The organism is Mesomycoplasma lagogenitalium (assembly GCF_029854295.1).
Taxonomy (GTDB): domain Bacteria; phylum Bacillota_I; class Bacilli_A; order Mycoplasmatales; family Metamycoplasmataceae; genus Mesomycoplasma_A; species Mesomycoplasma_A lagogenitalium.
In genome coordinates this window covers 13,321-35,492 of record NZ_CP122979.1, presented here as the reverse complement: position 1 = coordinate 35,492, position 22,172 = coordinate 13,321, and the positions used below count along the sequence as shown (strand labels likewise).

The following is a 22,172-nucleotide window of genomic DNA, read 5'->3' as shown; positions in this document are numbered from 1 at the left end:
ATTATCTTATTCGTCGTCATCTTTGATTATTTTCTTATTTTCATAACTACTCATTCAATTAAAAATTTTTCTTGGCATATTGTTGATTTTTTCTTGTATTTCTAAAATTTCCTTATCAGAAATAGTTGAAAAATCTGCTCCCTTTTTATAAATTCTTCTGATTAGCCCGTTAGAATGTTCATTTGTTCCTCTTTGATACGAAGCATAAGGTTCACAAAAATAAATTTTACATTTTAATCAACTTGCTAATAATCCAATTTTTTCAAATTCTATTCCATTATCAATTGTTATAGTTTTAACATTTAAATTATTCTTTTTAATTAAACTATATAAAACTTAATTTACTTTCATTGGATTTTTAGACTTTATTTTTTGATAATAGTTTTCTCTAGTTTTTCTTTCAGTTAGTGAAACTAAATTTTCAAAACCATTTTCTCTTTTTCCGATAATTAAATCTGCTTCTCAATGACCATATTCCTTTCTTAAATCTATATATTTCGGTCTTGTTCATATCGGAAAAACAAATTTATTTTCAAATTTTGAAAAAATACCCTTTTTTCTTTTTCTGCCCTTTTTATAATATTTTCTTGGTTTATCCGATTTTTTTAATTCTCATCTATTAGATTTAAATCAATTAAAAATTTGTCTAAAAGATGGGATTTTTATGTTTGGATAATTTTTCTTAATAAATTGATAAGTTGCTTCAATTCCGTGAAAATTTTTATCATATTTACTTACAAAAATTTTAGTAAATTCTTGATATTTATAAAATGAACTAGCATATTTATGATAAGATCTTATTTTACTTTTTTGGTGTGCTTTATGTGCATCATAAAAACCAAATTCATCAGAATTTATTTTCAACTCTCTAGAAATAGTTGATTTATTTCTTTTTAAATTTTGAGCTATTTGACTTATGCTTTTTTTCTCAAAATAAAATAAATAGTTTATTAAATGTCGTTCTTCGTTTATAATATGTTTATACATTTTTCTCCCTATTTTTTGGGGAGGATTTTTTTATTTTTCAAATATTTAATTAAATAAAAAAATGCAACCCCCTTATTTTAATTTTAAACCAAAACATTTTTTCATTGGTTTAAAGAGTGTTGCACTTTATATTTCAATTTGGGTAGTAAAAATAAACATCCCTTTATTTCAAAAATAACTTTTTGTTACTTCCCTAAATGTTCGAGAAATCAAGGAGTTGATTATACAAATACAGAAATGGATATAAAATTCGGAAAAATGAAAGGCGAAAATATATCTTCAATCGACGGAAATAATCAATCGAGTTATAAAAAAATAAAATTATATGAAAGCGACGCTCGTAAACTATACGGAAAATGAGATAATGTAAAAATTATTTCAGAAAATGATACTACACTAAATGGAAAAAATAAAAAACCTAAAACTAATATCTTTAACAGTTTGTGAGGAATTAATATCAAAACAAAAGAAAGGTATAATTATAAGGATGGAGAAAATCTAAAATTCGCCATTATAATTACCTTAAAGGAACTTAATGGCCAAAACAGAAAAGAGGAATTTATAAAGTGATGTTCAGAAAGAGGTTGATTAGTTAATGAAATTAATATCAAAAATGAAATTGATATTTATAATAAATCTGAGGAAGAAATTAATTTTGAATAACTTTTAGAAAATGAAAAGTTTTTCTAAAATCAGAAATTAGTTTGTTTATATAAAGGAATTTAATAATGTAAATAATACAAAATATTGCTATAGGTTTGATTATAGTAATATTTTTTGTTTTATTTAATGTTATAATTAAAAAATGAAAAGAAAAAAAGTAAAAATTATTCAATTACCTAATAAAATTTTAAGGCAAAAATCAATTGATGTTCCTTGACCTTTAAATGAAGAAGATGAAAAATTGGCTCAGCAAATGATTGATCATATCGATTATTCGCAAGAAGAGGGACAAACAATGTATCGTCCTGGTGTAGGTGTCGCCGCTGTGCAATACGGGATTTTAAAAAATATGTTTTATGTTAATGTTAACAATGGTAAAGATGACATTATTTTTAAAGATGTAATAATTAATCCCAAAGTTTTAGGCACATCTGAATCAGAACTTGCGTTACACCACGGAGAGGGATGTTTAAGTGTTGGGGAAAATTGACCAAATCAGGAAGGGTTTGTTAGAAGAAAAAAAGTTATTAAAGTTGAAGGTTATTCTTATTTTGATAAAGTTAAAAAAGTTTGAACAGTCTCTGATTATGTGGCAATTGTTTTTCAACACGAATTAGATCATTTACAAGGAAAGTTATTTATTGATAGAATTAATAAAAAGGCACCTTGAAAAAAAGTTGATAAACTTGAAACAATTTAATAACAAATTAATATAATTAGTGTCAAAAAAGCAATGTTTTATTTTTTAAATGATGTTTTTTTGACTTTTATTTATAATTTATATATAAAAAAGGGTATTAATTTAAGATGATAAAAAAATATGAAAAAATATTAAGTGAAATTGATTTATTATTAAATAAATTTAATGAAGATAATAAAACAAAAGTTAAACTAGTTGTTAAAGGCAGTTATGTTCTTTTATCACGTAAAGCAATAGAAAGAGAAATTAATGATATTAATTTTTGTTTTGAAAGTACATTAATTAACCAAAATTATGATTTTTTAAATTTTTTAAAACATAATAAAAAGTTTAAAACTATTAGTTCAGATGCAAATTTATTTATTTTTGAATTTGAAAATTTAAAGCTGGAATTTATTTTATTTGAAACAATTAGCAGAAATTTCACTACAGTTAGAAAAAACTTAAAAAATATTAAAGTGTTACAATTGAAATATGCGTTTGTACAAAAAATGCTTATGTTAAGTTATATAGACAGTCAATATTATGAAAATGATTTTACAAAAAAATTAAATAATTTAGTTGATGATCTTTCTTTATTTGACTTAAAAATCGATCAATATGAATTTTGAGATAATGAAAAAGTGTGATCTTTTATTTTAACAAGCAGTTACAACAGCTTCTTTATTTATAGATACTATAAATATAAAGACTTTTTAGCTTATGATTATCAAATAAGTAATAAGGCAAAAAGTATTTTGTCTAAAGATAAAAATGTTTTTAAATTAGTCAACCAATTTTGAGATTTTTTAAAAAAGGAATATATATTTGACACTTCTTTCTCTTGATTAGATGATTTTTTAAAAAGTAATATTGAGAGTCAATTTAAAATAAGCGAAAATGAGCATTATTTTATTTTAAAAAATAGTCGCATTAGTTTAGATTCAATTTTATTAAAGGACGAATCTGAATTTTTTGATAAATTAGATATTAGTGTTAATCGAAAAACAAACTGACAAGCAGAGGGTATTATTTTAAGCTGAAATCAACTACATATGGATCTTGATTTTTCATTAATAGAAATGGTTGAAATGAATATGGAACTTTTTTCAATAAAATTTTTAACCAACTGAAATAAAATAAACTGAAGTTCAGACGAAAAAATGTTTTCTATTGAACTACCTATATTTAAAAAGAAAGATAATGTTTTTTATATTAGTATTAAAAACTTTTACTATTTCATTTTTTCACTAGTGATGCTTTATAATGAATTAGATTTAAAAAAGAAAAACAAAAAACTTAAAGTTTAACATTTGTTGTTAAAATAAAAAGTTTTTTGTTTTTTATTAATTTAAATTATTCAAAATCTTTCATTCATTTTCTTTTTTGATCATCGCGATTATCTTTTAACGAATTGAGCACATCTCTTTTTTCACTGTTGGACATTTTTGGAACATAAATTTTAAGATGAACTTTTAAATCGCCTGTATATCTTGAATTTTTAAGATTTTTTGCACCTTTATTTTTAATTGTTAAAACATCGCCCGATTTATAATTTTCATGCATTTTTAACTTTTCAATTCCATATGGACTAGGAACATCAATTTCATTTTCTGCAATAATATCAATTATAGAAACAGGAATTGTTAGATGAATGTCATCATTAGCTCTTATAAAGTGTTTGTGCTCTTTAACAGAAATTTCTAAATATAAATCTCCGTTTTGTCCGCCGTTTTCTCCAGGGCCACCATAGCCTTCTAAAATAATCGACTGTCCATCTTTAATTCCTGCAGGAATATTAACAGTTAATTCTTTTGCCTCTTTGGTAATTCCCTTTCCTGAACATGTTCGACATAATTTGGTTATCTGTTTTCCAGAACCGTTACAAATAGAACAAGTAACACTATTTTGAATTGCCCCAAATGGAGTTTTCATCACTTTTACTTCAACTCCTTTACCATTACATTTTTTACATGTATGAATATCGGAATCGCTTTCAGCTTTTGAACCTTTACAGTGACTACATTGAGAAAATTTTTCAAATTTTCTTTTTATAGAAGTTCCTAATATTGATTCAATAAACGAAATGGAAAAACTTGCTTTATAATCATCTCCGTTAAATCTTCTTTTTCTACTTGAATGTCTATCGCCTGAAAAACTAGAGAAAAAGTCTCCGAAAATATCACTAAAACCTTCAAATCCCCCAAAATTTCCATCAAAACCGGAACCGCCACTCATCTGATCAAATGCTGCATGTCCATATTGATCATATTGTGCTTTTTTCTTTAGATCTGATAAAACTTCATATGCTTCATTTATTTCTTTAAATTTTTCTTCAGCATCGTGTTCTTTATTTCTATCGGGATGATATTTCATCGCCAATTTTCTATATGCCATTTTAATATCTTTTTCACTTGCTGCTTTAGTAATTCCTAACACTTCATAATAATCTCTTTTATTCATAATAGAAAAATTTTAGCACAAAATTGCTTAGAGTGCTAAAATTTTTTATTTTATTCATCATTATCTTGATTGGAAACATTTAATTCTAAGAAAGTAAATGTATGATCGCTAACTTTTTTAACTCATTCATTTAATGAAGCATTTTCTTCTATTTCCTTTGTTTTATTAGCTTTAGATTGAGCATTTACCTCTTCTTTTCATTTTATTTCATCCTCTATATGACTAAAAATTGAGTATATATCAAATTTTTGCCCATTCATTGATGTTAAATCGCTTTTAATAAACATTTTATCATATGGTTCAGATCATAAATTAGTTCTACCTAATGATGTTAATTCTTCCATATCCATAGCTGAAGTATAACCTGAATTTAAAAGATTTTTAAATGCTTTATTTCCGTTTTTCTTTTTAATGTTTGTGTCACCCATAAATATTAAATCGTTATTATTACCATCCTTTTGATCGTATCAGTTCATAACATTGATTAAATTAAGTGCTTCTTCAATTTCATAATTTCCTTGACCAGAAAATCCTTTAGCACTAACTTCACCCGCTTTAGCTTTTCTTCCTGGTGAATCAAAATGGCCAAAAACAACGGTAAAATCATTTTGTTTTTCATTTTTAACTCTGAATTTCATTCCATATGGTGGACGAACATAATTTAATTGTTGATTTTCTTGGAAAATAGAATTATATGATGTATTTTCGTAAACAAGCCCCATATATGGGTTATTAATATTTGAATAACCAACAAAAGGAATTGGTTCTAAAAATTTACTTCTTCATAAAATAGCAATTCGTTCCGCTTGTGTTTCTTTGCCTTCTCCGTGTAATTCTGGACTAAGTTCATAGGTCCATTTTCCATCTGGATCTAATTTCTGTAAATTTTCAACAATGGTTCTTGCTCCATTATCATTTTCTATTTCTGTTAAGCCAGCAAGAGAAATGTTTTGACTTAATAATAATTGAGCAATAGTTTTATTTTTAATGTCTAATTTTCCAGCTTGATTTGTAACATTTCAATGAGCGATTTTTAATGTTGAAACTTCTTCGTTATTAGTTGTTCCTAGAACTACTTTCTGATTGTGTCTCTGTTACTCGTGAATCTTGAGTATCTGTTTGTTCAGACTGATTTTGTTCTGGTTGTGTTTGAGAATTTTCAGTTTCTGTAGTTTGTGTTTCGCCTTGTTTTGAACCTTCTGAATTTTCTTGACTACCACTTGATTGTTTGCTTTCATTTTCTGAAGGTACTGTGCTAGTATTATTTTCTTCTGTCTTTTTTTCTTGCTCGGCATTATTTGTTTGAGCATCTTGCTTTTGAGAAGAATCTGTTGTATTATCAGTTTCTGTTAATTCATTATTTTTTGGATTATTATCGGTACTACTTGGATTTGAATTTTGAGAATCTTTGGAATCGGTTGAATCTTTTTTCTCTTCTGTTGTTCCTGTTTGCTTTTGTGTTTCTTTATTTTTGTCAGTTGTTTTAGACTCTTCTGTTTTTGCATCTTTTGGATTGTAGAAAATTCCTACTTCTTCTTTATTTTTGGCCATTTTAGCAACGTCAAATAAAAATCTTTCATAACCACCGACTTTACCTAGTGATGAAGGTTTTAATAATGAATTTTTAATATCTGTTGAGAATTTATTATTTTTGTCATAAAATGATCCATAAAATCCTATTAATTCATTTTCTTGAGCTGAGTTGTAGTTAGTTAAAGCGGTAAATTTAGTTTCTAATGCAGAATCTGCAACTACATTATATTTATTAGAAGTATATTTTTCTTTTTGTGCTTCTTTAACTACATAGTTTGTATAATTATTGAAGGATTTTAATATTGCTATAATACCTTCTTGCATTTGTTGAGCACTTGGTTTTAAAACTTCATTATCATATTTTGTAAAGTAGAATTGAGGAGCTTTTTGTTCACTTTTCATTTTCTCTGTTAAAAAGTAAAATCCGTGTTTATTTTCAGAAATATTATTTTCTTGAGGTGAAGTTTCTTTAGGTTTAGTTTCTTGAGGCGGAGTTTGTGTTGATGTTTGTGTTTGTTCTTTTGTATTATCTAACATTGTATATGAAGGAATTCTTGTTTGTGTATCAGTAACTTCTCCGTTATCTTTATCATCTTTTGTTGTATCTAGTTCAAATCAAACAAAAGTATGATCACTTATTCTTGCATTAATTCATGTATAAAGGTCTCATTTAGATTCTTTTCCTGTTCCTCTTTCGCTAATTGCTTGTTCTTTTCATTTCACTTCGTCTAAAATACCTGATGAAAAAACAGTATAAAGATCGAATTTTTCTTGTTTAGTAATGTCTAAATTACCTTTATAGAAAACACGGTCATATGGATTTGCATATTTTTTAGTTTTTGATCCACTTAAAGTTGTTGGATCTTTAATATTAAACACCGAAACATACTTATCATTCATTAATGGTTCAAATGCTTTTTGACCATTTTCAGTCATTATATTTGTGTCACCCATTAAAAATAAATCATTGTTTTCTCCGTCTTTTTGATCATATCACTTCATAACATTAACGGATTCGAGGGCTTCTTCAACTTCAAAATGTCCTTGTCCTGGATATCCGGTAGCGTCTTTTTCATTTCTTTCTTTTTTAGCTTTTGGAGAATCAAAGTGAGCAAAAACTGCAGTGAAATTATTTTGTTTTTCATTTTTTACTTTAAATTTCATACCATATGGAGGACGAGCATAAACAACTTTTTCTCCTGAATATAATTTAGAATCAAATTCTTTGTTTTCATACACTAACCCCATATATGGGTTTTTAGTATTTTCATAACCTGCAAATGGAATTGGTTCTAAAAATTTACTTCTATAAACTACTCCAATTCTTTCTTTCTGACTTTCTTTACCTTGTCCAAATAATAACGGACTTACATCATATTTTCATTCACCTTCAGGATCTAATTTATTTAAATGATCAACTATTGTCTTAACAGCATAATCTGAATCTTTTCCTTCCATATCTTCTATTTCAGTTAATCCTGCTAGTGAAATATTTTGGCTTACTAAAATTTTTGCAATTGCTTCATTTTTATGATCATATTTACCTGTTTGATTTAAAACGTTTCATGAAGTAATTCTAATTTTATTAATATCATATGCCGATTTATTAGATACTGGTGTACTAGGTGCTGGTGTTTTAGGCTTTTCTCCAGGATCTGATTTAGCATGAGTTGCTTGCTCTGTGTTTCCACAAGAAACCATCATAGCTAAAGTTGATGCCCCTAATGACATTGCTCCTAAATTTAAAAGTAATTTTTTATTTTTTTTCATTAATATGACTCCTTTTTTGTTTTTATACTAAAGTTAAAAATAATTCAATTTTAAAACTAGATATGTATTTTTCGTCTGCTGAATATAATTCGTAGTCAAAAGTAATATAGTTATTTTCTCTTTTTAGTGATTTTAATAAATATATAAAATCTAATTCACCATATTCAGTTTGAAACGGACAAGACATTTTTGTATTTAGTTCCAAATTAACTGTTGCATGGCTTTGAAAAATATTCACTTTATCCTCACTCACTTCAATTCTAATTTGAATATTTGTGTTTGGATCTTTGAAAATGTAAGCATCAAATTCTTCTCATTTATCTCTTTCTAATGGAGAAATAAATTCAATAACTTTATTTTCATTATCTTTTATCATAGTAGATTTAAATTTTATTTTCATAAATTTAACCTCTGCTCAACTATTTCTTTTCCAAATAAATAGATTGATTTTGCCAATTCAGGTCCATGCTCTTTAAAAGTTGTTGCAACTCTAATTGGTAAGAACAGATTTTTACCCGATAAATTAGTTTCTACTTTAGTATTATCTATAGCACTTTGAATTCCTTCTATAGTAAATTCATGTGCTAATAAATGTTTTTTAAATATTCTTATTAAATCAATATTTTCAATTTTTATTTCGGTTTGAGTTTCGATATTTTCATAGATTTTCAAATTTTCTTTTAATTCTGTAAATGTGGTTGCATTTTGTTTATAAGTATCGACAAATAGATTTAATCATTTTTCATCTTTTATTGAGTTTAATTTACTTATAATTGTAGAATTGCTTAAATTTTTCATATATTGTTTGGAAAATCATTCCATTTTTTTAATATCAAATTTAGAAGGTGATTTAGATAATCTGTTTTCATCAAATTTTTTAATGATAGTTTGATGATCCATTATTTCTAAGGCATCTTCAGAAGTTCAACCTAATAATGTTAAAAAATTGAAAATTGCTTCAGGAATATATCCCTCATTTTTGTAATCTTCGATAAATTGTTTAACTGAATTATCTCTTTTAGAAAGTTTTTTTCCCTCCATATTTGTGATAATAGTTAAATGCCCGAATTTAGGGGCTTCCCATCCGAATGCTTCATAAATCGCCAATTGTTTTGGCGTGTTCGTTATATGTTCCTCCCCCCTTAATACATGAGAGATTTTCATATCATAATCATCAATTACAACGGCAAAATTATAAGTAGGATATCCATCTGATTTTAAAATTACTCAATCACCAATATCGTTAGAATTTACTGAAATTTCTCCTCTAACAATGTCATCTCACTTATATTCTCTATTTTCTGGAAGAGCTAATCTTATTGAATACTGTTTGTTGATTTCTCTTCTTTGTTTTTCTTCATCTGATATTTTTAATCAATTTCTATCATATCTGAAACTAAAAATCCCTCGATTTTCTTGTTCTTTTTTTTGTAATAAAAGTTCTTCAGAAGTATCATATGCTTTATATGCTTTATTTTCATTTAATAACTTATTAACTAGTTCAAGATAACGTTCTAATTTTTCACTTTGTCTATACTTTCCATATTTATTATTGGGGTTAATAGGCGATTCATCTGGAATTATACCTAATCACTTTAAATTGTCTAGTTGTGATTTTTCGCCACCTTCGACATTTCTAGCGACATCAGTATCTTCAATTCTTACTATAAAATCTCCATTATAATGCTTAGCAAATAAATAAGAAAAAAGAGCGGTTCTTGCGCCTCCTATGTGCAAAAAACCAGTAGGACTAGGTGCGTACCTTGTTCTTACTTTCTTCATAAATTCTCCTTGTTTTAATAGTTTTTACTATAATTAAATTATATAAAATTTAGTAGTTAAAAATAAGTAAAAAAAACTAAAATTAAATTGCTGCTTTTAATATTGATTAAAAAATTTTAAAAAATAAAGGCATAAAAAAATCGCCTCAAAATAGGCGACCTCTTACTGGGTTGACGAATTTACAAAATCGTTTAAGACTGGCTCAACTTTTGAAGAGTTCGTAGTAACTTAATCTACAATTTAATTTTATCATTTTTTAAATAAAAACAATAATTTTTTAAAATATTTTTTGCGGTTGATATACAAAAAATAAAAGGGTTAAATATTTGCACAAATAGTCTTTTATGTTATCATTTATTTATTATTTGTAGGAAATTAATTTAGGAGAATAATGAAATTTATAGATGAAGTAAAAATAAAAGTGGAAGCTGGAAAAGGCGGGAATGGAATTATTGCTTTTAGAAGAGAGGCACACGTTGATAGAGGGGGTCCTGATGGAGGAGATGGAGGAAATGGCGGTTCCATTTTTTTTGTCGGAGACTCTGGAGTTAACACTTTATTACATCTTTATTTAAAAAAAATAATAAAGGGTAATGATGGTGAAAACGGAAGAAGAAAAAATCAATATGGTGCAGCAGGAGAAGATATTTATATAAAAGTTCCTATTGGAACCCTAGTATACGATGGGGATAAACTTTTATGTGATGTAATTAAAGAAGAGCCTTATCTAATTGCCAAAGGTGGTAAAGGTGGTAGAGGAAATGCAAAATTTAAATCATCACGAAATACAGCTCCTAAAATTAGTGAAAATGGTGATTTTGGACAAAAATTTAATTTAACTTTAAATTTAAAAGTTCTTGCAGATGTTGGTTTTGTGGGAAAACCCTCTGCTGGTAAATCAACTATTTTATCTAAAATCTCAAATGCTAAACCGAAAATTGCGGAATATCATTTTACAACTTTAGTTCCTCAACTGGGATTGGTTCGTGTTTTTGAAAATTCTTTTGTAGCAGCCGATTTACCTGGGTTAATAAAAAACGCCTCTTTAGGTAAGGGTTTAGGAACACAATTTTTGAAACATATAGAAAGATGTAAAATAATTGCTCATATAATTGATTTTGGAGATGAAACAAAAGATCCTATAAATGACTATCTAGAAATTAATAATGAATTAAAATCTTATAATTTAAGTTTGGAAAAAAGAAAACAAATTATAGTAGCAAATAAATCTGATTCTCTATTTTTTCAAAACAAATTAAAAATATTTAAAAAGAAATTTCCTAACGAAAAAATTGTTGAAATCAGTGCATTAGAAAATAATAACATCGATACATTAAAAATCGAACTTTGAAATGCTATTAAAAATGAAAAAAGTCCAATTTTTGAAAAAACGTTTTCAGAAGTTACAATAACATTAGAAAAGTATCATGAAGTTAAAAAAATTCACGAAGGTCTTTATGAGGTTTATGGCCCTGAAATTGAAGAAATTTATAACAAAATTCCAATTGTTTCACATGACAATTTAATGAGATTTAACTACAAATTAAAAGAATTAGGAGTTTGAAATCAATTACTTGATTTAGGCATCGCTTCAGGAGATGTTGTTAGAATTTATGAATATGAATTTGTTTGGGAAGATGAAATTTAAATAAAGGAGGAAAAATGAATACATTAAAACTATTTGCACAAGAATCAGATTCTAGTTGAGCAAATAATAATTTTGTAGTTAAAATATTAGATTTATTACAATCAGATAGTGCACACATTTGAGTTCCAATAGTGTTCTGTGCATTAATTATTTTGTCATTTATAATAGGTTTTTTCTTAAAGGGTCAATTTTTAATTGTAAAAATAACATCATTAGTTTTAACAATTGTTGGTTCTATTGTAGCATATTTTATTTTAAAAAATATGATTGAAAAAAGCGAAGATGATAATATAAAATCTCTTAGTGGAGTATTACCGATAGCATTAACGATGATCTCACTGATTTTCTATTGGGCAGTTAGATTATTGTCAATGATAATTTATTTTATAATCGCTATTTTTGTCAAAATAAAAAGAAAAGAAAAAAGAAAAAGAAAAATTATTAGAAAATTTATTTTCGGTTTAACTAATGCCGTATTGACCGTTCCCGGAACACTTGCATTTTCTAATGTATTATTGGTTGCTTCACCACAAAAAGAAAGCAATTTTAATAAATTTTCAAAAATAGGTGTTTCTGTTTTAACAGGATGAAAAGGTTCATCTATTGATTCTTTATTTTCAAATATTAAAAATGCAAGTGAATTTGTCGCAGATTTAACAAATATTGTTTCATTATTATCTAAAGATCCAAGTAGTTTAACACCAGAAGAAAGAACAAAATTAAATGATACTTTAAAAGGTGTGTCAAACTTATTAAATGATTCAAGAATTTTAAATGCAATTATTCCAGTAATTCAAAATAATATTGACAATTTTAATGTTGAATCAACTTTAAATTCTGCAGTAGATGAAGCAATTAAACAACTAAAAATTGAAAATCCAAGATATATAAGTGCTAATGAAAAAGATAAAAAAGAAATTTTAACTAATTATATTACAGAAAATATTGAAAGACTTTATAACGAAGCTAAATTACAAAATCCAAATCTAGATAGTGAAAATAAATATTTAATGAGTATTGCTAGTTCACTAGAAAAACAAACAATTGAAAATTTATCAAATACAATTCACCAATCGATTGATGATAAAGATCTACATTCCAAAATTGATATTAAAGAAGTAACAGAATCGATTTTATCATTTTTCAAAACTAAAGAAAACGGAAAATAAATCAATAAAAAATCTTCCATTAAGGAAGTTTTTTTATGAAATATTTTTAAATATTATGACATTTATAGTTTAATCAAAAATAAAGGAATATAAAAAGAAAAGGGTAAGATAATGATGAACTTAAATTATAGTTTTTTATATATTGATTTTCTAGTCAAAAAATTAAAAATATAATAAATATTAAAAATAAAATTGTTATTATCAAAATAAAAAACAATAAAATATTTTTAGTTTTAAAAATTTTACAAAAATCTTGTTGAAATCTTTTATCTAATAAAAAATGACGTTTTGTGTTTTTGACAAAAAATAACTTAAAAAAAATTATTCCAGAAACTATTAAAATTGTTATTCCTGAAATAAAAAAATTAATTATTATTAAATTTTTATGCATCATATTATTTTGCTGATAATAAAAGGTTTCAAATAGTGAAACTATAATTAAAATATAAAAAATAATTATAGAAATATAACTAATTATTTTGTGTTTCATCATTATTTTTATTTATTAATGTTTGTGCATCATTTAAATCTTTTATTTCTGAAACTTTAATTCCTTTAGGAACATTAAAAGCAGTTCCATCTTCTAATGTTACTTCTTGATATTGTAGTGCTTGATTTTTAAGTTGAATATTTTGTTCTTCTTGTAAACGAATGTGTTCAATTATTTCTTTTGGAGTTTCTGAATCAAGTTTTAATACTCTTCCATCTGATAGAACTATTTCGGTGTATTCAATTTTCATTGCATTTCTATTATTAAAAAGTCCGACAAAAGCCACATCAGCACTTTCGTTAATAAATGCTTCAAATTTTTTAGTTGCCTCTTCAGTAAAAATTTGAAAAGGATTTTTTTGCGAATATTGCACTAAATTAGCTGAGGATCTCAATTTATCAACTATATCGATATGATTTTGTCATTTTTGATCTAATGCACTTAATAAAATGTGCCTTTCGTTTGAAACAACTTGTTCTTCACCTACATTATTTTTTAAATTATCTCTTAAAGTACTAAAATAAATTTCTTTAAATCTTTTAATTAAATACTCTTTTAATTCGTCATAATGATGTTCGCTAATTTCTTTATAAGTGAATTTAATTTTGGAAATTCTTGTAAAATTTTCATTTAAAAATTGTAATAATGTTTCATAATTAACTTCATTATTGCTCATAACAATATATTCAAAATTCATAAAATTATTAACACCTCTGTTAATAATTCTTTCAATATAATGATCTAAATTTTCACTTAATAAAATAATATCTCTTTGGGTATAAACCAAATCTCTTTGTTGTCTAATAACATCATCAAAACTTAAAACATTTTTTCTATTGTCGTAGTTAAATCCTTCAATTTTCTTTTGTGCGCGTTGAAAAAATTTATGAATTGATTTTCCTTTTATTGGCTCATCGCCTAAATTGCCATAACTTTCTTTAATTGCTTCAAAGTTTGAAAAACGAGCCATTAATTGATCTTCTATTGATAAAAAGAATTTAGAATAACCAACATCTCCTTGTCTACCAGCACGCCCTTTTAATTGATTATCAATTCTTCTTGCCTCAGATTTATTTGTTCCTAAAACATATAATCCACCTTTTGCAAGTGCTTCAGGACTTGGTTTAATATCTGTTCCTCTACCAGCCATATTAGTTGCAATTGTAACAGCTCCCACTTCTCCGGCTTTAGAAATAATTTCTGCTTCTGATTCATTTTGCTTAGCATTTAAAACAGTATGAGGTATTCCTTCCTTTGCTAATAATGAATGTAAATATTCCGATTCATCCACTTGTGCTGTTCCTACTAAAATCGGTTGACCTATTGCATGTTTTGCTTTAATTTCGTTAACAATTGCTTGATATTTAGCTTTGAAAGAACTGTAAATTAAATCTTTATCATCAATTCTAATTATTGGTTTATTGGTTTCAATAACATTAACTCTTGTATTATATATATCAATAAATTCCTGTTCTTCGGTTTTAGCTGTTCCTGTCATTCCAGCTAATTTTTTAAACATTCTGAAAAAATTTTGATATGTAATAGTGGCTAATGTTTTTGTTTCTGGCTCAATTTCAATCATTTCTTTTGCTTGAATTGCTTGTTGTAATCCTTCAGAATAACTTCTTCCTTCCATAATTCTTCCGGTAAAAGTATCAACTAATTCAATTTTTTGATCTTTTATAATGTATTCAACATCCTTTTTCATAATTTTATGTGCTCTTAAAGAATTTTGAATTCGATGAACTAATTCAGAATTATCAATGTTGTATAAATTATCAATATTAAAAAATTTATTAGCTTTGTTAATACCAGTATCATTTAATTTAATACTTTTACTTTCCATATCGATGTAATAATCATCCGGAACTAAAGTTCTAACAAATTGGTCAGCAGCAAAATATGTATTGGAAGAACCTTTTTCTCCACCTGAAATAATTAATGGAGTTTTTGCTTCATCAATTAAAATAGAATCAACCTCATCAATTAAAACATAGTTTAATCCTCTTTGAACTTTAGCCTCTTTATTGGTAACCATATTATCTCTTAAATAGTCAAATCCTAATTCAGAGTGAATTGAATAAGTAATATCACAAGCATATGCTTCTCTTTTTCTGTGAGAATCCATTTGCGATTTATTAATTCCGACAGTTAATCCCATTCAATTATGTACTTCACCCATTTCTGTTGCATCACGCTCTGAAAGATATTCATTAACGGTAGAAACTATTACACCCTTACCTTCAAGAGCGTTTAAATAAACGGGAGCAATAGAAGTAATTGTTTTTCCTTCACCAGTTTTCATTTCTGCAACAGAACCAAGATCTAAAATAATCCCCCCCAACATTTGCACATCATAAGGGAATTTATTTAAGACTCTTCTAGTTGCCTCTCTAACGGCTGCAAAAGCTTCAACTCTAATGTCTTCTAATTTTTCTCCCTTTGCTAATCTATCTTTAAAAATCTGGGTTTGCCCTTGTAATTCTTCATTGCTCATTGAAGAATATTTAGAGCGTAATTTGTTAATTTCTTTCAAAAGTTTTTGGGCTATTTTCATTTCAGTTGAAGTATTAAAAAATTTTTTCACTTTATTAAACATAATTACTTTTAATTTTACCATTTAATTAATATTTATATAATAAATATAAATGATTAACTTCATAAAGTTATTAAAAAAGTTTAAAAAAATACGACACTTTAAAATTTAAAAGCAGCGTATTTTTTAATATTATTTTATATTTGTTTTGTCAATGGATAATATTTATTTTTTAAGAGCTTGATCGATTCACTCAATTAAAATATCTTTTGGAAAATATTCAAAGCCTTTGTTTAAAATTTTCCCGTCTTTCATAACAATGTGTGTTGGCACTCTAAGAACTTCAAATCTTGTGTTTGCTTGTCTAAATAATTTAGCTTCCTCAGCATCAACATTTATCATTTTTATTCTTTCTTCATTTTGAAAATGTTGTTCTACTTGTTTAACAACTGGAGCCATCATTTTGCAATCTCCACATCATTCAGTTGTAAATTCTAAATATACAACTCCATTATCGATTACTTTTTGAGCATCTGCTCACGACATTTTTTGTATTTTCATAATTTAATCAAAGGGATTATCAAATGGCAATGTTTCACTAGAAACAGAATCAAAATTAATTTCTTGATTGTTTTGATTATTTTCTAAACCAAAATTTGATTCTTTAGAAAAATTATTAACATTTTCTTTTTTATCTAAATTTAAATTAGCAGATAGTTCCTTTTCTTTTTTTTCAGCAAAAAAACTATTTTCTATTTTATTTGTAGTATCAACTTTATTTTTTTCTAAATTTTGATTGTTTGTAAACCCTTTATTTTCTCCTTCTTTTTTTTCTTTTATTTTAACCCTATTTTCTCATTTTTTATTTTTTTTAATCATATAAATGTTTTTTTGTCTAAAAAATAAGAAAATTTCAATTGATATAAGTGTTATTAATGTTAAAAATGGCATTAATAAAACTCCGATTGTTGTTGTGGTTGATTTTAAAATACTATAAATTAAAGTATTAAATACTCCTAAATGATTAAAATTAGGTAACAATGAATTAGCAGTTTCTAATCCTTGAAAATCTAATCATCACTGATTAAATGAATTAGTTCATACTGTAGCACCTATTTCTAAATTAAAACCTTTATCTTTTTCAATTAAAAAAACTAACATCGAAATAAATCAGCCCGAAATTGTAAAAAATCAAAAATTAATTTTAAAGCCTTTTATTATTAAAATGTCATCGCTGACTAATTTAACTAAACATAAAATCAAAACAATAAAAAAGTAAATATATGAAAGTTTTCCAAAAGTTGCTCCAATTGTATATGAATAAATTGTTGTAATAATTTCTAAATTTAAAAAAGAAAAAATAAAAAGAGCAAAATGAAATAGAAGAATGCTGAATCAAAGCATTTTGCTATTTTTAAATTTTTCAAAACTAAATTCTCTTTTTATTTTTTTATATTTCATAAAACACCGTTACTACTATTGGTTCTTTATCATACAATTTAAACATTTTTTTTCTAACTTGTTTTTTTATTTTTTCTTGAACATCTTTTAGATTTATTTTTTCATTTTCTAAAAACGCTTGATAAGTAATGGAAGTAATTATTTCATGAATTTGATTTTTGTTTTCTTTAGAAATTATTCCGGATGAAGCGATTTGCAATTCTCCTTGCAGTTTTTTTGTTTTATAATCAATTAAACTATTTATTGTAATAACTCCATCTCTTGCCAATGCTTCTCTTTCTTTAATAACTTCCGGAGAAATGTCGCCTATACCAAAACCATCAATAATTACTTCTCCCACTTGTTTAATAGTTCCTTTTTGTGAAAATAATTTCCCATCTATAAATGAAGCGATTTTGCCATTTTGCAAGACAATTGTGTTAGATCTATTTACCCCTGCTAAAGCTGCTATTTCAGAAGAAACAACTAAATAACGATATAAACCTTGTAATGGAATAAAATATTGAGGTTTTAATTCTTTTACAGTCATAAAAATATCTTCTCTTGCTGGTCTAATTCTATAATATTCATTTTCTGTAATATCTACAACATGAGGAGTAATTCTCGCAATTTCATCTAAGGTAAGTGCATGTAAAACTTCAAGACCGTTAATCGGAGGAGCGATCATAATAACTTTATCACTATCATTTAATTTTAAATAAACATCATTATCTTCTGTTATTCTTAAAAATCTTTGATAAATTCTTTCATTAGTGGAAGTCACTAAAATAACTGCATTTTTATGGTCTTGAACATTTTTGTAGTCAATAAATTCTGGCATTTGTAAAAAATTGCCTTCATATTTAATTTTTCTAATTAAATCAACAAGTTGTCCATATGTTCTACCGTAAACCGCAACTGGTCGTTCATATTTTAATGCTAAATCTAAAACTTCTTGCAATAATGCCATCTCCTCATCTATTGCACCAATAATGATTCTAGAATCGTTTTCTGTTTTATAAAATATACTTTCTATTAAAGGAGTAACATCGATCTTATCAATTGCTTTACCTCTATAATTGGCTCTACCTGAATCGATTAATAATGTATGAATCCCTTTGGGTGATTCAACAGAATTTTTAATTTTTTCCAAGTTGGTTGTACCATAAATATTTAAAGAACCAACAATAAAATTTAATAAAATTAAAATCGCACCATCTTCAGTTTCGAAATTATATCCATAAACCCCTGCTATTGAACCAGCTAAATAAATTGATTTAACTTCTGTTTCTTTAAAAGTGATTTTTTCACTTGTAATTGAAATAACTTCATATTCTTCATGGCCAATTTTGTATTTAGAAATTCGATCTAAAATTAAAAACTTAGTAAATGGTGAACAATAAATTTTCAATCCTTTTATTTTCATTAAAAGTCATGGAAGAGCTGAAAATGATTCGTTTTTTCCATCGGTAATAAAAACACCTTTGATTCTATTTTTGTTTTTTTCTAAATATGAAAAATCAGGTATTAAGGTATCAACACCATTAGTTGAACTGATAGGTACTTTTGTTCCTGCGTTGACTAAAAAAATTGAATCATCAATTTCAATTACATAAGAATTTTTTCCATTTTCATCAAGACCACCAAGTGCGAATATATTAATTTTTGCCATATATCTCCTATTTTAAATGTATTAATAACTTGAAAGTATTAGTATTTATTAAAAAAATTATATTAAATTTTTCTATATTTTACATTAATATTTAAAAATATTAAATAAAATTAACATTATTAATATAGTTTAAATTGCTTTTTGTTTATTTCAAAAACAAAAAAACAAAAAACCAAAGGAGAACTTTGGTTAATAATTGTTTAAAGTTGATCATTTAACAATTTGATTTTTTCTAAAAATAAATCTATTAATTGATCAAAAACTTTTTTTCTTTTAAAATTTTTTGAAATTATTTCATAATTAAAAATATCGATATTTTTATCTAAATTTAAGTATGAAATTGTTTTATGATCATAACTATAAAATAATAAGTTGTTATTTGTTAATGAAAAATAGTCCCAATAAAGTGTTTTTCTATCTTTTGTAATTACTTCTAGAAAATATTGACTTTTTATTTCGGTGTTTTCTAAAAAACTTTCTTGAATTTGTGCTTTTGAAACGATATTTATTTCCTTAATTTTTAAATTAAAATCGTTAAAGTTTACTTCATAAAGTTTATTAATAATTTTATTAATATCCACCAAGTCTAACTTTAATTTATTGATTCTTAAAACAAAAATAGAATAGATTCACTTTCATATAATTAAGAAAATTAAAAATATATACACAAAAGTAAAAATAGATGTAAAAGCAATTCAGACAATTAATAATTGACTGTTAGTTTTACTATAAAACAACGGAAAAAGCGTTCAATGAAAGGATGTAAAAATAAACAAAATTAATAAATAAGGAGATTTTATTTTTATAAATTTTAAAAATGATGCTATTTTTGTCTTTTTATAAAATTCACTTTCTTTAAATATCTTGTTGTTTTTAAATATCCCTTCATCTTTTTCTATTTGTAAATCGTGAAAGTAATTTTTTAATTTTAAATTATTATTATTATTATTATTATTCATAATTGTAAGATCTTTCAATTATTAAAGTGCTTATTTCTGTAAAAACTAGATGAATTTTGTTAATTATAATTTCATCTAAATATGACTCAAATATAGAATTTTCTAACTTTCTTTTAGTTTGAACTATAACTTTTTTTAAATTTAAATAGTTATTTAACTCAATTGTCTTTCCATTTATTAATAATATGCTTTTATTTTCTTGCTTTAAGTGAGAGCCAAAAAATACAGTAAAATTATTTTTATCAGATATTTTAATTCAAAAATAATTTTCCTTATCTTGAACATTTATTTTATCTATTTTGTCTTTTTCTAAAAATTCAATTTTAGTAAATGAAAGTTTACTTTTATCCATTGAATAAAAAATTTTGTAAATAAACATTTCAGTTAGTTCAAAATAATACAATTTATACGAAGTTGTAAGTGATATGCTACGCGAAAATTTTGGTTTAACTAAAAAGATAACAATTAATGTTAGCCAGATATTAAAAGTAAATAAAAATAGTGAAATTCTATAATCTAATTTATCAGAATATGAATATCTTAAAAGAAATAAAGATGCTGTTCAAAGAAAAAATAAAAAAAAGTAAATTAAATGTCTACGTTTATGTAATCATTGCTTATTACGATTTAAAAATTGCGGTTCTTTATATGAGAAATATTTGTAATTTTTCATAAAATCATTATACATTTTTTAAAAAAATAAAAAAATTAATCTCAAAATTTTGAGATTAATTGATATTTTTTAATTTTTTCCTAAAATTTTAAACATATTTTTTTTATAAACTTCAACTCCCGGTTGATTAAATGGATTTATTTCTAATAAATATGCAGAAATGGCACATGCTCTTTCGAAAAACATTATTAATCAACCTAAAGTTTTTTCGCTAAAGTCATCTAAAAGTAAGTGAATATTAGGAACTTTCCCTTCTTTAACATGGGCATCTGTTGTTGCTTTAAATGCAGCATCATTTACATAATGAACAGTTTTATTTGCTAAATAATTTAATTTATCTAAATTTTCTACATCTTCAGTAATTGTTAAATCATATTTAGGATTTTTAACAGTCATTACTGTTTCAAATAAAATTTTCGATCCCTCTTGAATAAATTGACCTAATGAGTGTAAATCGGTTGAAAAAACAGCGGATGTTGGTAATAAACCTTTTCCTTCTTTTCCTTCGCTTTCACCGTACAATTGTTTTCATCATTCGTTAAAAAATGAAAAATTTGGTTCATAAGAAACTAGCATTTCTGTGCTATATTTTTTACCTAATACAAATCTTGTTACAGCATATTTATAAGCGTCATTTGTTTCTAGCGAATTGTCTTTATAAATTTTATTAGCTTCTTTTGCTCCTTCTAATAAATCGTCTACATTAATTCCTGCACAAATGAGCGGAAAAAGACCGACAGGAGATAAAACGCTAAATCTTCCTCCAATATCATCAGAAATAACAAATTTTTGGTATTTTTTTGTTGTTGCAAATTCAAATAATGTACCTCTTTTAGCATCTGTTGTTGCAAAAATTAATTCATTAGCTTCTTTTGCTCCTACTTTTTCTTCTAATAAGTTTTTAAAAAACCTAAAGGCAATTGCTGGCTCGGTTGTTGTTCCAGATTTGGAAATAACATTTATTGCAAATTTTTTATTTTTTACATAATTTAATAATTGTGCTAATGATGTTGAACTAATTGATGTTCCTGCAAAAACAATTTCCATTTTTCTTTCTTTTCCAGGATATTGACCATGAACAAAATCAATTGCTGCTTTAGCACCCAAATAAGAGCCACCAATTCCGATAACAACTAAAGTTTCAATATTTTTATCATGTAAAATTTTTGCAGATTTTTTCATTTGCTCAATTTCTTTTCAATTACTATTTTCAGGTAAATCTTTTCATCCTAAAAAATCGGAACCTTCACTAGTAAAATTGTTCATAGATTCGTTAATTTTTGAAACTTTTTCTTGATATTTTTGAATTTCTTTTTCAGAAATTGCATTTTCTAAATTTAAAATTATTTTCTTCATTTTTCCACCTCTTTTTTTGCATGTTGAAATAAGTTTTCAAATCCATTTTTTGTTTCGTTTATCTTATATGTAAAAGGAATTTTTAAATATTTAGGTCTTATTGCTTTAAATGAAAGAGATGCTTTTTTATTTCTGTGACTCACACTTAAAACTTTTAATTTTATTTCATCACCTAAAACGAACATTTCACTTAAATTTTTTATATAATAATCACTAACTTCTTGTATAAAAACAACCCCTTGATAATCATTGGGCAAATCAACTCAAAAGTAATTTTTATTAATACTTTTAACTTTTCCTGTTACTATATCACCGTTTTTCATAACTATTTTAAATTATACACTTTTATAAA

At 25.3% G+C, this 22,172-nt stretch carries 18 protein-coding genes and 1 pseudogene; 5 read left to right on the top strand and 14 right to left on the bottom strand.

Annotated features, from left to right (window positions below):
• Window positions 1-6 precede the first annotated feature (6 nt).
• Window positions 7-987 (bottom strand): annotated as a pseudogene (locus tag QEG99_RS00170) (IS30 family transposase).
• Window positions 988-1,224: 237 nt separating this feature from the next.
• On the opposite strand from QEG99_RS00170, the gene QEG99_RS00165 reads away from it, so the two are divergent.
• From QEG99_RS00165 to QEG99_RS00155, 3 genes are all read left to right on the top strand, one after another.
• Window positions 1,225-1,650 (top strand): hypothetical protein, encoded by a 426-nt coding sequence (locus QEG99_RS00165; protein WP_280101990.1) that lies wholly within the window; start codon window positions 1,225-1,227, stop codon window positions 1,648-1,650.
• A 142-nt stretch (window positions 1,651-1,792) separates the two neighbouring features.
• Window positions 1,793-2,350 (top strand): peptide deformylase, encoded by a 558-nt coding sequence (gene def / locus QEG99_RS00160; protein WP_280101989.1) that lies wholly within the window; start codon window positions 1,793-1,795, stop codon window positions 2,348-2,350.
• A 107-nt stretch (window positions 2,351-2,457) separates the two neighbouring features.
• A complete protein-coding gene (locus QEG99_RS00155; RefSeq protein ID WP_280101988.1) occupies window positions 2,458-3,639 on the top strand; it encodes a hypothetical protein in 1,182 nt (393 codons plus the stop codon).
• A 46-nt stretch (window positions 3,640-3,685) separates the two neighbouring features.
• Here QEG99_RS00155 and dnaJ read toward each other — a convergent pair whose 3' ends face one another.
• The 5 genes from dnaJ to gltX are packed head-to-tail and all read right to left on the bottom strand — an operon-like array spanning window position 3,686 to window position 9,877.
• Complete coding sequence (gene dnaJ / locus QEG99_RS00150; protein ID WP_280101987.1) at window positions 3,686-4,792, bottom strand: molecular chaperone DnaJ; 1,107 nt, start codon at window positions 4,790-4,792, stop codon at window positions 3,686-3,688.
• Window positions 4,793-4,842: 50 nt separating this feature from the next.
• The gene (locus QEG99_RS00145; RefSeq protein WP_416388965.1) at window positions 4,843-5,823 is read right to left on the bottom strand and encodes an endonuclease/exonuclease/phosphatase family protein; all 981 of its coding nucleotides are present in this window, start codon (window positions 5,821-5,823) and stop codon (window positions 4,843-4,845) included.
• Between the two features lie 25 nt (window positions 5,824-5,848).
• Complete coding sequence (locus tag QEG99_RS00140) at window positions 5,849-8,095, bottom strand: MnuA family membrane nuclease (RefSeq protein ID WP_280101985.1); 2,247 nt, start codon at window positions 8,093-8,095, stop codon at window positions 5,849-5,851.
• Between the two features lie 22 nt (window positions 8,096-8,117).
• On the bottom strand, window positions 8,118-8,495 hold the full coding sequence (locus tag QEG99_RS00135; protein WP_280101984.1) for a hypothetical protein: 378 nt from the start codon (window positions 8,493-8,495) through the stop codon (window positions 8,118-8,120).
• Window positions 8,486-9,877: a glutamate--tRNA ligase gene (gene gltX, locus QEG99_RS00130; RefSeq protein WP_280101983.1), complete on the bottom strand. Its 1,392-nt coding sequence runs from the start codon at window positions 9,875-9,877 to the stop codon at window positions 8,486-8,488. The genes QEG99_RS00135 and gltX overlap by 10 nt, the downstream gene beginning before the upstream one ends.
• A gap of 391 nt (window positions 9,878-10,268) precedes the next feature.
• On the opposite strand from gltX, the gene obgE reads away from it, so the two are divergent.
• Together obgE and QEG99_RS00120 are read left to right on the top strand one after the other, a co-directional pair.
• On the top strand, window positions 10,269-11,525 hold the full coding sequence (obgE, locus tag QEG99_RS00125) for a GTPase ObgE (RefSeq protein ID WP_280101982.1): 1,257 nt from the start codon (window positions 10,269-10,271) through the stop codon (window positions 11,523-11,525).
• Between the two features lie 14 nt (window positions 11,526-11,539).
• A complete protein-coding gene (locus tag QEG99_RS00120) occupies window positions 11,540-12,694 on the top strand; it encodes a hypothetical protein (protein WP_280101981.1) in 1,155 nt (384 codons plus the stop codon).
• A gap of 470 nt (window positions 12,695-13,164) precedes the next feature.
• Here the strand turns inward: QEG99_RS00120 and secA are convergent, their stop codons facing one another.
• The 8 genes from secA to QEG99_RS00080 all read right to left on the bottom strand — a co-directional run bounded on the left by secA (window position 13,165) and on the right by QEG99_RS00080 (window position 22,143).
• Window positions 13,165-15,783: a preprotein translocase subunit SecA gene (gene secA, locus QEG99_RS00115; RefSeq protein WP_280101980.1), complete on the bottom strand. Its 2,619-nt coding sequence runs from the start codon at window positions 15,781-15,783 to the stop codon at window positions 13,165-13,167.
• A 162-nt stretch (window positions 15,784-15,945) separates the two neighbouring features.
• Window positions 15,946-16,281: a thioredoxin family protein gene (locus tag QEG99_RS00110; protein WP_280101979.1), complete on the bottom strand. Its 336-nt coding sequence runs from the start codon at window positions 16,279-16,281 to the stop codon at window positions 15,946-15,948.
• A 3-nt stretch (window positions 16,282-16,284) separates the two neighbouring features.
• Window positions 16,285-17,181 (bottom strand): hypothetical protein, encoded by an 897-nt coding sequence (locus tag QEG99_RS00105; protein WP_280101978.1) that lies wholly within the window; start codon window positions 17,179-17,181, stop codon window positions 16,285-16,287.
• Window positions 17,171-18,832, bottom strand: coding sequence for a ribonuclease J (locus QEG99_RS00100; protein ID WP_280101977.1), 1,662 nt, complete (start codon window positions 18,830-18,832; stop codon window positions 17,171-17,173). Before QEG99_RS00100 ends, QEG99_RS00105 begins: the two co-directional genes overlap by 11 nt.
• Window positions 18,833-19,032: 200 nt before the next feature.
• Complete coding sequence (locus QEG99_RS00095; protein WP_280101976.1) at window positions 19,033-19,791, bottom strand: hypothetical protein; 759 nt, start codon at window positions 19,789-19,791, stop codon at window positions 19,033-19,035.
• Window positions 19,784-20,464, bottom strand: a complete 681-nt coding sequence (locus QEG99_RS00090) for a hypothetical protein (protein ID WP_280101975.1) — start codon at window positions 20,462-20,464, stop codon at window positions 19,784-19,786. Before QEG99_RS00090 ends, QEG99_RS00095 begins: the two co-directional genes overlap by 8 nt.
• Window positions 20,465-20,533: 69 nt before the next feature.
• Complete coding sequence (locus QEG99_RS00085; protein ID WP_280101974.1) at window positions 20,534-21,820, bottom strand: glucose-6-phosphate isomerase; 1,287 nt, start codon at window positions 21,818-21,820, stop codon at window positions 20,534-20,536.
• Window positions 21,808-22,143: a S1 RNA-binding domain-containing protein gene (locus QEG99_RS00080; protein WP_280101973.1), complete on the bottom strand. Its 336-nt coding sequence runs from the start codon at window positions 22,141-22,143 to the stop codon at window positions 21,808-21,810. Before QEG99_RS00080 ends, QEG99_RS00085 begins: the two co-directional genes overlap by 13 nt.
• Window positions 22,144-22,172: the final 29 nt, after the last annotated feature.